Here is a 13,281-nt window from a genome sequence, read left to right as displayed (position 1 = left end):
CGATGGAAAGGCTTCAGCGGATGCCGAAGCGCGTCTGCGTGCCTTGTTCGATCATGTCCGCGCCGACCCGGTACAGGTTGCGCGAGACGTAACTGGGCACTTCGCGCGCACGCTCGCGCAGCCATTCGGCCTTGAGCGAGCGCGCCTCGGCGATCTCGGGGGCATCGCCCTCGGCAGTGGCGAGCAGGTCGATCACGTGCAGCGCGAGCTGCCACTGCTTGCTCGCGGCCAGATGGCGCGCCTGGTCGACCACGCCGCGCTTGTCGGTGATGGCGTCGGCCACCGCGCGGCCGATGGCCTCGGGCGCGGCCGGGTGCAGCGAGGTCGGGTTGCGGTCCCACCAGCCGTTCTCCGAGCGGTAGATGTCGCGCACGATGTAGCCGGGGTCGCCGTAGGTGGGCTTCATCCAGTCGACTGCGAACAGTTCGTCGGGAAAGCGGATGCGCGCCAGGATGTCGCGCTCGTAGAGCCCTTCGTTCATGAGCCGCACCACCTCGGCGCGCAGCCAGCGCAGCGCGCGGGCCGTGTGCGTGAGCACGTGCCGCACCTGCTCCTCGCCCTCGAGCGTGGCGCCGAATTCGCGCACGGCCTTGCGTGCGTTGAGCGCCGCCAGCGCCTCCAGCGTGTCGGCCCACCGCACCGTGTCGCGCATCGTGCGAAAGGGCGTGCCGATGTTGGGAATCGAATCGATCAGCGCCGCGCCGCCGTACAGCACGTGCTGCGCCGGGCTCCACAGCGCGATCGCGTCGTCGGTTTCCGAAGGCGCCCAGCGCAGCACGATGCGGCGCTCCCCTTGGCCGATCTGCAGCAGGTCGTCGAAGGTCTCGGTGGGCGCGTGCATCACGAGCCGATGGTCGAAGAAGCCTGCGGGGCGGTTGAACTGGATCTCGGCCATGCGGTGCTGCAGGGCCAGCGTCTCGCGGTAGCGCGCGAGGCGGCGCGGCAGGTTGCGGTGCGCAATGATCCGCGGCGGCGCGTCGCCGCGCGCGGCGGCATGGGCCAGCCACATTGGCACGCCGGCGTTGTAGCCGATGTGGCCGTGGCTGAAGCACAGCGCATGCACCGGCGCGTCGCTGAGTTGGCGCAGCGAATCGATCATGCCCTCGGTCACCGAGCTGCCCGGGCCGGCGTCGACCACGACCAGGCCCACGTCGGTCTCGGCCACGAAGGACTGCCCCTGCCCGCGCAGGATGTGCAGGCCCGGCGCCACGGTCTCGGCGCCGGTGCCGACGATGAGGAACGGCCTTTCTTCTCCTGCTTGCGGTTTTTCAACGGTGGAGGTCATGCGGTTTCCTTGGAGGTGAGGGGCGTCAGGGGCGGCAGCAGGTAGCGGCCGTCGAGCAGTTCGGCGCGCGGCACATAGGCGCGCAGACAGAGGTAGAAAGGGCCTTCGGGCGCCGGCAGCCAGTTGGCCTGCGCAGCCTCGCGCTCCGGCCGGGCGTGCTGGATGTGCAGCGTGAGCCCGCCGTCCGCATCGCGCTGCAGCCCCGGCGTGCGGTCGCCGATGGCGTAGCGGTCGATCGGGTTGTCCACCAGCATGTAGTCGCGCGTGTCGTACATCGTGAGCGACCAGAAGGCCTCGACCGGCGGCGGCGCGCCGGGCGCGAAGCGCAGCGTGTAGCGGCGCTGGCCGGTGAGCGCTTCGCCTGCGGCGTCATGCCAGGCCATCGGGTAGGTGGCCTCGCGGCTTTCGAGCATGCCGATGTACTTGAGCGCGACCAGCGCGCGCGCCAGGTGGTCGTCGCCGAAGGAACCTTCCACCAGCGGCATCTGCACCCAGCCCGTGGCCGTGGTGCGGCCCGACTGCGCCTCGCGCAGCCGCGGCAGCACGGTGTCGAGCGCGGCCTGCAGTGCGGCGCGCTGGCCGTCGTCGAGCGCGGCCGCGCCGGGCCCGACTCCGAGCGCCGCGTAGCGTGCGAGCCGCGCCGCATCAACGGCGGGCGGGGCGTTGTCGCGCAGCGCCGCGTTCACCTGCGCGGCAAAGTGCTCGGCCGTGAGCGGTGCCTTCGGGTCGCAGGCCGGGTCGAAGGCGCGCGGCGCCGAGGCGCGGCCGGCCTGCCAGTCGGCCAGCGTGCGCACGAGAAAGCCGTCTTGCAGCGCGTTGACGGCGGGCACGTCCTGCGGGCCGTCGACCAGCAGGCGCCCGATGATCCACAGCCAGCGCGTGGGCGCCTCGATGCGCGCGCCTGGCGCGTCGAAGGCCGCGGGCAGCGTGCCGCGCCATCTCGGCGGCGTGACCACGAAGGAGCGTGCCGCCGTGCCCGTGAGGCGCTGCCCGAGGTGGGCAAAGGGGTTGGTGAAGAAGTCGAGCAGGCCCAGCACGTAGTAGCGCCCGGCCGTGTCGGGCACGTCGATCACGAGCGGGCCCTCGCCCAGGTCGAGCCAGGCGTTGGTGTAGAGCGTGTCGTTGTTCGGGGTGACGACGCGGCTCTTGCCCGCGCGCAGCAGCTGGCGCGCGTGCGTGAACACGTTGCACCAGCGCTGCGGCCGCGGCGCCTCGCCGGCGGCGTCGGTGCGCTGCGGCGACGTGGCCGCGCGCATGCGGCACATCTCGTAGAGCGGGTAGGTGTAGACCACGGCCTCTTCGGCCAGGGCTTGAAGGGTGTCGGTGCGCGATGGCATGGGGCTCAGTTCTCTTGGGCCTGCAGCGCCGGGATGCGCCAGCTCTGCACGCCCTCGCGCGGGCAGTACATGCGCAGGATCAGGTAGAAGCGTCCGGCCGGTGCCGGCAGCCAGTTGGCGGCGTCGGCGGGGCGCGCGTGGCTCACCACGAGTTCGAGGCTGCCGTCGGCGCCGCGCTTCAGGCCGGGCGTGCGGTCGCCGATCGCGTGGCGGCGGATCTCGTTGGGGTAGAGGAACCGGTCGGTGTCGTACAGCGTGACCGACCAGAAGGCGTCCGCGGGCGGCAGGTCGCCGGCTTCGAAACGCATCGCATAGCGGTGCTGGCCGTCCAGCGGCTCCTGGTTCGCGTCGTGGTGCGCGGCGGCGTACACAGCCTCGCTGGTGGCCAGCGCGCCCAGGCCCAGGTAGGCGGTGCGCGCGCGGCCGAGGAACTCGTTGCCGTAGCGGCCGGTGGCCGGCGTCATCGACCAGGGCTTGGGCCGGCGGTTGCGGCCCGCCGCGCCGACCAGCTGCACGCCCTCGGCGAAGCCTTCGATGAGGCCTTCGCGCAGCGGTTCTTCGAGTGCGTCCCACGAGAACGCGGCGTTCGCCAGCAGCCCGCCCTGGCCGAACCACGCCACGAGGCCGCGGTCTTCCATGCGGCCCGGCGCTTCGGCCAGCGCGTGGCACACGTTGGTGAAGAAGCGCGGCGCCACTTCTGCGGCGGGCTCGCCGTGCTCGAAGGAGGCGGCCATGGCGTCTTCGTGCGGACCGGCCCACTGCTCGATGGCGGCCGGGCGGCCCTGCAGCACGGTGCCGGGGGCGGGCGAAAGCTGGATCTCCGACTGCAGGGCGCGCGCGGCCGGCCAGTCGCTTTCATCACCCACCAGGATGCGACCGATGAGCCAGACCAGATGGGTCGGGCAGCGCACCACGCGGTGGGCGGCGAGTGATTCCGGCACGGTGCCGCCGGGGCCCGCGAGCACCACCGTCTCGCCGTCGGGGTTGCAGTTGCGCGGGCCCAGGTTCTCGAAGTTCTCGGTGTAGGCGTCGTACAGCGGCAGCACGAAGTAGCGCCCCGGGTGGCGCGATGACGCGGGCACCGTGAGCAGCATCGGCCCGTCGGCCAGGTGCAGCCAGGCCATGGTGTAGAGCAGGTCGTTGGCGGGCGTGACCACGTCGCGGTCCTGGTCGGTGGAGGGGCGCGGCGCGTGGTGCAGCGTGTTCATCGGCGCACGCACGTCCGAGCCGGCCGAGGCGCCGCTGCGGCGTTCGGCGCGAGGCGCGGTCTGCATGGCGCAGGTGCGGTAGGTCTCGGTGAGCGGATAGCCGTAGACGAAGGCGGCCAGGCCGATGGAGCGGGCGAGCGCCTTGCGGGCGACGGCGATGTCGGGAACGGAGACGGGAGCGTTCATGGGAAAGACCTCGGAGCTGGGGTTCGAAAGGGAGATGTGGGGAGACGGTTCAATCGAGCTTCACGCCCGTGGCCTGCGTGAGCTTCAGCGTCACGGGCAGGAAGGCCTTGTAGGCCGCGGTGGCTTCGGGCGGCAGGTTGCCCACGGGCTCGGCGCCGAGTTCCTCGATGCGCCGGCTCACCTCGGGCTGGCGCACCACCGCGCTGACCTCGCGGCCCAGGCGCTCGATGACGGCGTCGGGCGTCTTGGCCGGCGCCATCAGGGAGGTCGGGCCGGTCATGGCGTAGACCTCGTCGGGGTAGCCCTGCTCGGCGAAGGTCGGCACGTCGGGCAGCGCACGGGCGCGCCGGGTGCCGGCCACGGCCAGCGGGCGCAGCTTGCCGGCCTTGATGTACGGCTGCAGCGTGGTGATGGAGCCCACGGTCATCTGGATCACGCCGCCGATCAGGTCGATCGCCATCGGGCTCTCGCCCTTGTAGGGCACGTGCATCGTCTGCAGGCCGTAGGCCTTGTCCATGTAGACCTGCACCTGTTGCGGCTGCGTGCCGGGGCCCCACGAGCCCATCGAATACTTGCCGGGCGTGGCCTTCACGGTGGCGATCAGGCTCTTGAAGTCGGTGGCCTGAACCGAAGGGTGCACCGCCAGCACGGTGCGCGTGGTGGCGATGTCCGACACCATGCGCAGGTCGGTGCGCGGGTCGTAGGGCAGCTTGCTGTAGAGCACCAGGTTCGCGGTGACGGGCCCCGGCACCGTGAGCAGCAGCGTGTAGCCGTCGGGCGGGCTCTTGGCGACGTAGTCGGTGCCGATGATCCCGCCCGCGCCGCTGCGGTTCTCGACCACCACCGGCTGGCCCAGCCGCTTCGACAGTCCTTCCGCCAGGAGCCGCGCGAGGATGTCGGTCGAGCCGCCCGCTTGGTACTGCACGATGATGCGCACGGGCTTGGAGGGGAAGGGCGCCTCCGTGGCTGCCGCTGCCGCGCCTGCCGCGAGGGCCAGCGCCGCGCCCATGCCGAGTGCGCGCGAAAGGTCGTTCTTCGATGTCGTCGTCATGCGATGTCTCCGGTGGTTGTTGTGGTTCGTCAGGGCGCGCGGCCGACGACGAGCGCGTCGACCGCCACGCAGCCGCCCTCGGCCTGCGGGCGTGCGATCAGCGGGTTGATCTCGGCGCTGTCGAGCGAGTCGCCCGCGCGCTGCGCAAGGTCGGCGAGCGCGCACAGCGCATCGGCGATCGAATCGAGGTCGACCGGCGGCCTGCCGCGTGCGCCGTTCAGGATCGCGAAGGCGCGCAGTTCGCGCACCATCGCCAGCGCGTCGTCGCGCGTGATCGGCAATGCGCGCAGCGACACGTCGCGCAGCGTCTCGACGTGGATGCCGCCCAGGCCGAACATCAGCACCGGTCCGAACACCGGGTCGCGGTGCACGCCCGCGATGCACTCGACGCCGCCTGTCAGCATGCGCGCCACCAGCGCGCCGTCGAGCCGCGCGTCGGGCCGGGCCGTGAGTGCGTGGTCGCGTGTGCGTTCGAAGGCCGCGCGCGCCTGCGCCGCACCGCGCAGCCCGAGCGCCACGCCGCCGACGTCCGACTTGTGCGGAATGTCGGCGCTGACGATCTTCACCACCACCGCATCGCCGAGCGCCTCGGCTGCGGCTGCGGCCTCGTCGGCGCTGCGCACCACGCGGTGCGCGACCACGGGCACGCCGGCGTCGGCGAGCAGTACGAGCGCGTCGGGCTCGGACATCGTGCCGGGCGCGAGCGTCAACGACGGGGCCATCGATGCGGGGGCCGCAGCCACCGCCGCTGCAGGCTTCAGCCCCGCCAGCGCGGCGATCGTGCGGATGCCGTCCGACGGATCGGCGAACACCAGGCAGCGCATCGCCTCGAGCTCGGCACGGTGCTCCGGCGACAGCAGCGTGCTCACCGCCAGCAGCGTGTCGGGGTAGGCCTCGCGCAGCGAAGTCACGAGCGAGCGCAGCACGGGCCAGAACGCGTCCGACGCGCCCGCTGCCGCGAGGAAGCCCATCCACGATGCGAAGCCGCGGTCGTCCAGCATCACGCGCGCCGTGCGCTCGATCAGCGTCATGTCGTTGGTGACCTGCCCGGTGATGTCGACCGGGTTGCGCGGCGCTGCGAAGGGCACCCAACTGCGCAGCGTGTCCTGCGCGGCCTCGCCCAACGGCCGCACGTCCAGGCCCTGCGCCGAAGCCTCGTCGGCCATCAGCGCGCCGACGCCGCCCGAGAGCGTGAACAGGCCGATCGAGCGGTCGCGCGGGCGGCCCGCCACGGCCGCGCTGTGGGCCAGGTCGAAGAACTCCGTGAGGTTGCGCGCGCGCAGCACGCCGTACTGGCGGAACACCGCGTCGTACACCGCGTCGTCGCCTGCCAGCGCGGCGGTGTGCGAGGCGGCGGCCTCGGCGCCGAGCGCGGTGCGCCCGACCTTGACCATCACCACCGGCTTGCCGTTGGCCTGCGCGAGGGCCAGCGCCGCGCGCAGCCGGGGGCCGTCGCGGCAGCCCTCCATGTAGGCCATGATCACGTCGGTGCCAGGGTCCTGCGCGAGCCAGGCCAGGCAGTCGGCGACCTGCACGTCGGCCTCGTTGCCGGTGGTGGCCCACAGCGACAGGCCGACGCCGCGCGCCCGCGCCATCGCGTACGCATAGGCGCCGAACGCGCCCGACTGGCTCACCAGCCCGATGTGCCCCGGCATCACGCGGCCCACGCCGGGCGCCGGGGAGAAGGTCGCATACACATGGCGTGCGACGTTCATGAAGCCCAGGCAGTTGGGGCCGACCAGCCGCACGCCCGCGGCACGCGCCTTGTCGCCGAGCCGCACCTGCGCTGCGGCGCCTTCTGCGTCCACTTCCGCGAAGCCCGAGGAAAACAGCACCACGCCCTTCACGCCCGCCGCGATGGCATCGTCGAGCGCGCCGTCGACCAGCGCCGACGGCACCGCGAGGATGGCCAGGTCCACCGGCTGGCCGATGGCGCGCAGGCTGGGAAAAGCCGGCAGCTCCTGGATGCGCTCGGCGTTCGGGTTGACGGGGTAGAGCGCTCCTTCGAAGCCGAAGCGGCGCTGGTAGTCGACCGGGATGCCGCCGATCTTCTGCGCGTTGGACGAGGCGCCGACCACCGCGATGGCGCGCGGCGCGAACAGGGCCGACAGGGATTCGGCTTGCGAGGAGAAGAAGTCCGTGGGCATGGCAGGTGTCAGAAGTTGTGGCGGATGCCGGTGGCGAGCACGCGCACGTCCTTGCCGCTGTTGGGTGTGACGGCGATGGTCGCGAGCGAGGCCGAGGCGCCGTGCCGGTTCAGCAGGCGCAGCCAGCGCGCGTAGACCACGGTGCGCTTGCTCAGGTAGTAGTCGTAGCCCAGCGTCCAGGCCAGCTGCGAACGGTCGCTCTCGGCCACCTTGCGCTGCGTGGCGCCGAAGATCAGGTTCGAGGCTGGCGTCACGTTGTAGGTGAGGCCCAGGTTGGTGAGCTTCGCGGTCGGCACGCCCGGCAGGCTCGATGCGTTGCGCACGTGGCTGGCGTACAGCTGCAGGCCGATCGACGGCAGCTCGTAGGCGCCGGTCAGGGCCTGGTGGGTCGTGGTGGCCGGCGAGGCCACGGGCGCCGCGGCCGAGCCCGAGCGTGCGCGCTGGAAGGCATAGGCGATGTAGTAGGGCTTGCGCGACCAGCCGAAGTTGCCGCCATAGACGTTGCCGCTCTGGTGGCTCGGCGCGCTCGATTCGCCCGGCGCATAGGCGATGTCGGCGAAGAATTCCATGCTGGCCGGCGTGCGGTAGCGCACCATGTTGCTGGCGCGCGCCGCGAAGGGCGTGAGGCCGGGCTGCGCGTCGGTCGCGGCCACCAGGTTGATGGGCGAGAACACCGAGTTCAGGCCGTAGGGGTCGGCCTTGAACAGCGCGTAGAACATCGGTGTGTACATGCGGCCCGCGTCGATCTGCCCCCACGGCGCCGAGAACCCGACGAACGACTGCCGGCTGAACGACATCGCGGGGCCGGGCAGCGTGCCGTTGCCGGTGTCGGGCGCGAAGCCGCTCTCGAGCGTGAAGTGCGCGCCCAGGCCGCCGCCCAGGTCTTCGGTGCCGCGAAAGCCGATGCGCGAGGCCGTCTGGCCGCCGTCCTCTAGCCGCGTCGAAGACGCGGCGCCCGACTTGGCGTGCGCCACGTACAGGTCGACCGTGCCGTAGACGGTCACGGTGCTTTGCGCGAGCGCAAGGGCGCAGGCCGTCAGCGCGAGGCCGGCGGTGGTTGTCTTCTTCATGTGGTGTTGTCTCCGGGTGTGGCGTGCCGCCTGCGGATGCAGGGCGGTGCCGCATGTGTGCTTGTCGATGTCCGGGGCTTACGATAGAAATGAAGGCCCCCTGAATCTGTCAACGCTTTGACAGATTCGTGAACATCAAGGCAGGGAGAACCCGCTGGCCCGATCGTCCGTTTCCATCGCCAAAGACGCCCTAGACGCCGAACAGAGCGCCGAGCTGCTCGATCGCGCGCTGCGCTGGAACGAGCTGTTCTCGCGCTGGCCCGACGCGCGCCGCGCCGAGCTCATGAAGTCGGCGAGGCTGGTGCGCTACCGCCGCCGCACGCAGGTGCTGGCGCGCGACCGCCACAAGCGCGAGCTGCTGGCGGTGGTGTCAGGCTGCCTGGAAATCAGCAGCATGAGTTCGCAAGGGCGCAAGTACGTCAACGCGCTGCTGGGTCCCGGGCAGGTGGCGCCGCTGGTGCGCCTGCTCGCGGACGTGCCTCTGCCCTACGACTACCACGCGCACGAAGACTCGGTGATCGTCCACCTGCCCTGCGATGCCGTGATCGCGGTGCTCGACACCGAGCCCGTGCTGTGGCGCGACGTAGCAAAGCTGGCACTGCAGCGCCAGCGGCTGAGCGTCGTGCTGCTGCAGAACCAGATGCTGAACTCGGTGCGCGGGCGCGTGGCCGCCACGCTGATGAGCGTGATCCACTTCTATGGCAAGCAGGTGGAGGCCGCCGCGAGCCTGCCCGTGCGCCTGTCGCAGAACGACCTTGCGGCAATGCTCGGGCTGTCGCGCCAGACGATCAACAAGGAGCTGGGGCGGTTGGTCGCAGAAGGGGTGATCGACATGAGCTACAAGTGCATCCGCATCGTGGATCCGGACAGGCTCGCGCACGTCGCGGCCGGCACCGGGCCGCAATGAACTGCGCCGACCCGCTCAGGGATGGATCTTCTCGCTCTTCGCGAGCATTTCCACGAACTGCGCAATGCGCTTCGCCCGTGTCTCGGGCCTCTTCGCCCCCTGCGTGCGGAACAGCACCGAATAGCGGTTGCGCGAATCGAGCTTGGCGAAGAAGGCCGCGGCCTCGCGGTTCGCATCGAGCGCGGCCTGCAGGTCGGGCGGCACGGTGGCGATGCTCTGGGCATCGTAGGCCGCGTCCCAGCGGCCGTCGGCGCGGGCGCGTGCCACTTCGGCCAGGCCGGCGGGCTGCATGCGGCCCTCGTCGATCAGCTTCAGGGCCTTGTCGCGGTTGATCCTCGACCAGATGCTGCGCGCCGTGCGCGGCGTGAAGCGCTGCAGGAAATACTGCGCGTCCTCGCTCTTGCGCTGGCCGTCGATCCAGCCGTAGCACAGGGCGACTTCGAGCACCTCGGCGTAACTCACGGTGGGAAAGCCGCTGTCCTTCTTCGCCATCCGCAGCCACACGCCCGACGCGGTGGGGTGATGGCGCTTGAGCCAGCGCGCCCAGCCGGCGACGGTGGGGCAGTCGACCGGCGTGTCGTGCGCGACACGCCCGGCGGCCGCGGGTTTCTTCGCGCTTGAGCGGGCCGTGCTCACGGCACCCACCAGTAACGCAACGCGTGGAAGAAGATCGGCGCCGCGAAGATCACCGAGTCGAGCCGGTCGAGCATGCCGCCGTGGCCCTCGATCATCGAGCCCCAGTCCTTCACACCGCGGTCGCGCTTGATGGCGGACATCACCAGCCCGCCGAAGAAGCCCATGAGGCAGATGGTGAGCGCCATCAGCGCGGCCTGCCAGGGGTTGAATGGCGTCGCCCAGTAGAGTGCCGCGCCCAGCGCCGTGGCACTGGCCACGCCGCCGATCAGGCCCTCCCAGGTTTTCGAGGGCGAGAGTTCGGGCGCGACCTTGCGCTTGCCGAAGAGCTTGCCCCACACGTACTGCAGCACGTCGCTGCCCTGCACCACGATCACGAGGAAGGCGATCAGCAGCAGGTTGCGGCCTTCGAAGCCGGGGATCTGCAGCGTGAGCAGCGCGGGCACGTGGCTGATGCAGAACACGCACACCATCAGCCCCCACTGGATCTTCGAGGTGCGCTCCAGGAAGCGCTGCGTGTCGCCGCCCACGGCCGCGAGAATCGGCAGCACGAGAAAGGCGTAGACAGGAATGAAGATCGAATAGAGCCCGTACCAATCGATCCAGATCAGGAAGTACTGCCCGGGCAGCGCGATGAAGAAGGCCAGCGCAATCGCCGCGTGGTCGCCGCGCCGGGTGTAGGCCAGGCTGATGAACTCGCGCAGCGCGTAGAACGAGATCAGGTAGAACAGCACGATCACGCCGCCCTTGCCGAACGCGAAGGCCAGGCCGATCACCGCAACCATCACCCACCATGCATTGACGCGCGCGTTCAGGTTGTCGATCACCGAGTTCGGCTGCCCTTGCGCCACGCGCCACTTGAGCAACGCGCCGATGGCCGAGGCAAGGATCAGCACGCCGGCCACGCCGCCGAACAACTGCAGCGTGGTCTGGGTGGAAGGGGAGATGTTCATGGCGTCGTTGTTTTTTCTTGTTCCGGCAGGCGGTCATATTCGGGCCGCAGGTCGAGCATGGCGGCGCGTGCGCGGGCAAGGAACACCGCTTTCTCTTCGCCCTCGGCCAGCTGGATCGGCGCGCCGAACCGCACCGTGCACGCCAGCGGAATCGGCACCAGCGTGCCCTTGGGAAGCACGCGTTTCAGGTTCTCGATCCACACCGGCACCAGCCGCACGGTGGGACAGGCGCGCGCCAGGTGGAAGAGGCCGCTCTTGAGCGGCAGCAGGATCTCGTCGCCGGTGTTGCGCGTGCCCTCGGGGAACATGATGAGCGAGTCGCCGCCGTCCAGCGCCTCCTTCATCTGCTCGACCGGGTTCTCGCCCTGGCCCGAGCCGTCGCGCCGGATCATCAGCGCGTTGAACACGTCGGCGCCGATGAAGTGGCGCAGCTTCGAGGCATTCCAGTAGTCCTGCCCGGCCACGGGCCGCGTGAGCGCGCGCAGGTCGGGCGGCAGCGTGGCCCACAGCAGCACGAAGTCGCCGTGGCTCGTGTGGTTGGCGAAGTAGAGCGTCTGCTCGGCCTTGGGCGTGGTGCCGCTCCAGATGGCGCGCACACCGGTCAGGAGGCCGGCTGCGCCGATGATCAGCTTGCCCGCGACCACGGCCAGCGCGCGGCGCAGCACCGTGCTCTCGGGGCTGTGGTCTTTGTTGTCGTCTTCTTCGGTCAAGAGAGGTCCTGTGTCATCAAGGCAAGGAGAAACATCGCGCTCTGGCAGGCGACCACGATCGCATGCCGCTGCATGAGCTGGCGGGTGCCCTGCACGCGGTCGTCGAGCGGGCGAACGGCCTTCGGCGCCTCTGCACTGCGCAGGCCGAGCCGGTCGAGCGCGGTGTCGAGCGCGTCCAGCGATGCGATGGCGCCGCGCGCCAGATCGGCGAACAGCGCCTGGTCGAAGCGCAACCTGAACGCGAAATAGCGCTCGAGCGCGCCCAGCACCAGCACCGCGCCGAACCCCATGGCGGCCGTGCTCGACAGCGAGCGCAGCGTGAGCGCGAGCACCAGCGCCGCAATGCATGTGAGCGCGAAGCCCCACACCGCCAGCACCGCTGCGGCGCGCAGCAGTGCGGCCAGTGATGCGCAGGTGGCGCGTTCGCTGTCAGTCATGAGGTGGTGCTCCCGAAGCGGCGGTGCCCAATGGCTCGAGCGACATCCGCCACGCATGCCGCAGCACGATCTGCGGACGCGCAAGGCGCACGGCGTCCTCGGCCTGCGCCAGTCCGCCCACCGCACCGTAGCGGCCCAGCCAGGCGATCACGGCGGCGGCGCTGCGCGAAAAGCCCAGCGCGCAGCAGACCCACACGGGCGCGCCTTCTGCATTGCGGCGCTGCCCTTCGATGACCGCGGCCGCGCGTTGCAGCCGCACGGTCGGCGGCACGGTCAGGTCGAGGATCGGCACGCAGCGCGCATGCGGCACGCCCGCCGGTGCCTGCAGTTCGGCGCACAGGCTCACGAGCCGGGGCCGGCCGGCGGCGATCCATTCGGCGCGCGTGGGCCGCCGCCCGAGCAGCAGGCCCGGCACCACCTCGACGAAAGCCGGCAGCCTGCGCGTCCAGAGCCATGCGTTGACGGCCGCGCCGAGGCGATAGGGCGCAAGCAGCCAGCGCGCTGCCCAGCCCATGCGGCCCCGGCCGTTCATCTGGAAGCCGCGGGCGCCGAAGCCGACGTAGTTGAGCGCCACCAGCGCCAGCGAGGCCGAAGGCCACGCGAGCCACAGCGCCATACCGCCCAGCTGCATGGCCGCCGCGAGGAACAGCACCGCGCCCATGGCGTAGAAGCCTGCGAGCTTCCAGCGCTGTGCGTCGTGCGTGCATTGCCAGGCGCGCGGCATCGAAACCGTGCGCTCCAGCGGCCACAGCCAGACGCAGAAGAGCCCGAGCAGCGCGCCGGTCGGAATGTCGATGAAATGGTGCTGCCAGGTCGTGAGCACCGAGGCGCAGATCGCGAACGCCCACACATGCAGCACCAGCCTTGCCCACGGGGCGCGCAGGAACTGCCGGTACCAGTCCCACAGGATCACCGCCAGCGCGATGTGCAGCGAAGGCGCCTGGTTGTAGGGCTGGTCGAAGCCGCGCAGCGCGTTGAACAAGAAGGCCGGCGCGCCCTCGACCGCCGGCTGCCCGAAGCTGAAATGCAGCGGCCAGATGACGAAGCAGGTGCAGGCGATGAGCGTCGCGCTCACGAGCCGCAGGGCGTGTCGGTCGAGCGTGTGCCTGCTGCGCGCGAGGAAGAGCGAGAGCGCGTAGAAGACGTTGATCGTCCAGTACGGAAAGATCGTCCAGGCCCAGAAGGGCAGCTGCCGCTCCCACTCGAAGGCCATCGAGGGCACCTGCGCGCGCGTGGTGGCCCACCAGTTGGCAAGGCCGTAGGTCGCATAGAACAGCGGCCCCAGGAACACGAGCCAGGCGGCTGCGCGCTTCCATGGCCGTTGTGCCAGCCGGTGTTTCATCTGGCGCGAAGCCCG

Annotated in this window: 12 protein-coding genes; 1 reads left to right on the top strand and 11 read right to left on the bottom strand. The window is 70.7% G+C overall.

Annotated features, from left to right (window positions below; translation table 11 throughout):
• Positions 1-13 precede the first annotated feature (13 nt).
• From VAPA_RS23625 to VAPA_RS23600, 6 genes are all read right to left on the bottom strand, one after another.
• A complete protein-coding gene (locus VAPA_RS23625; protein WP_021012533.1) occupies positions 14-1,285 on the bottom strand; it encodes an alkyl sulfatase dimerization domain-containing protein in 1,272 nt (423 codons plus the stop codon).
• Entirely contained in the window at positions 1,282-2,622 is a 1,341-nt protein-coding gene (locus VAPA_RS23620) for a DUF1254 domain-containing protein (protein ID WP_021012532.1), read from the bottom strand. Before VAPA_RS23620 ends, VAPA_RS23625 begins: the two co-directional genes overlap by 4 nt.
• Before the next feature lie 5 nt (positions 2,623-2,627).
• Positions 2,628-4,016, bottom strand: a complete 1,389-nt coding sequence (locus tag VAPA_RS23615; RefSeq protein ID WP_021012531.1) for a DUF1254 domain-containing protein — start codon at positions 4,014-4,016, stop codon at positions 2,628-2,630.
• Positions 4,017-4,065: 49 nt separating this feature from the next.
• The gene (locus VAPA_RS23610; RefSeq protein ID WP_230559042.1) at positions 4,066-5,025 is read right to left on the bottom strand and encodes a Bug family tripartite tricarboxylate transporter substrate binding protein; all 960 of its coding nucleotides are present in this window, start codon (positions 5,023-5,025) and stop codon (positions 4,066-4,068) included.
• 71 nt (positions 5,026-5,096) lie between these two features.
• The gene (locus tag VAPA_RS23605) at positions 5,097-7,214 is read right to left on the bottom strand and encodes an acetate--CoA ligase family protein (protein WP_021012529.1); all 2,118 of its coding nucleotides are present in this window, start codon (positions 7,212-7,214) and stop codon (positions 5,097-5,099) included.
• Positions 7,215-7,222: 8 nt separating this feature from the next.
• A complete protein-coding gene (locus tag VAPA_RS23600; RefSeq protein WP_021012528.1) occupies positions 7,223-8,284 on the bottom strand; it encodes a porin in 1,062 nt (353 codons plus the stop codon).
• Between the two features lie 283 nt (positions 8,285-8,567).
• Between VAPA_RS23600 and VAPA_RS23595 the strand changes: the two genes are divergently transcribed.
• On the top strand, positions 8,568-9,191 hold the full coding sequence (locus tag VAPA_RS23595) for a Crp/Fnr family transcriptional regulator (protein WP_021012527.1): 624 nt from the start codon (positions 8,568-8,570) through the stop codon (positions 9,189-9,191).
• Positions 9,192-9,206: 15 nt separating this feature from the next.
• Here VAPA_RS23595 and VAPA_RS23590 read toward each other — a convergent pair whose 3' ends face one another.
• Genes VAPA_RS23590 through VAPA_RS23570 form a run of 5 tightly spaced genes read right to left on the bottom strand, consistent with a single transcriptional unit; the run spans position 9,207 to position 13,266 of the window.
• Positions 9,207-9,836, bottom strand: coding sequence for a YdeI/OmpD-associated family protein (locus VAPA_RS23590; protein ID WP_041946222.1), 630 nt, complete (start codon positions 9,834-9,836; stop codon positions 9,207-9,209).
• On the bottom strand, positions 9,824-10,777 hold the full coding sequence (locus VAPA_RS23585) for a phosphatidate cytidylyltransferase (protein ID WP_021012525.1): 954 nt from the start codon (positions 10,775-10,777) through the stop codon (positions 9,824-9,826). The genes VAPA_RS23590 and VAPA_RS23585 overlap by 13 nt, the downstream gene beginning before the upstream one ends.
• Positions 10,774-11,487: a lysophospholipid acyltransferase family protein gene (locus tag VAPA_RS23580; protein WP_230558924.1), complete on the bottom strand. Its 714-nt coding sequence runs from the start codon at positions 11,485-11,487 to the stop codon at positions 10,774-10,776. Before VAPA_RS23580 ends, VAPA_RS23585 begins: the two co-directional genes overlap by 4 nt.
• The gene (locus VAPA_RS23575) at positions 11,484-11,924 is read right to left on the bottom strand and encodes a hypothetical protein (protein WP_021012523.1); all 441 of its coding nucleotides are present in this window, start codon (positions 11,922-11,924) and stop codon (positions 11,484-11,486) included. The genes VAPA_RS23580 and VAPA_RS23575 overlap by 4 nt, the downstream gene beginning before the upstream one ends.
• Entirely contained in the window at positions 11,917-13,266 is a 1,350-nt protein-coding gene (locus tag VAPA_RS23570) for a phosphatase PAP2/dual specificity phosphatase family protein (RefSeq protein WP_021012522.1), read from the bottom strand. The genes VAPA_RS23575 and VAPA_RS23570 overlap by 8 nt, the downstream gene beginning before the upstream one ends.
• Between the last annotated feature and the right edge of the window lie 15 nt (positions 13,267-13,281).

It is taken from the genome of Variovorax paradoxus B4 (assembly GCF_000463015.1).
In the GTDB taxonomy this organism is placed as follows: domain Bacteria; phylum Pseudomonadota; class Gammaproteobacteria; order Burkholderiales; family Burkholderiaceae_C; genus Variovorax; species Variovorax paradoxus_E.
This window is presented reverse-complemented; position numbering and strand designations above follow the sequence as displayed.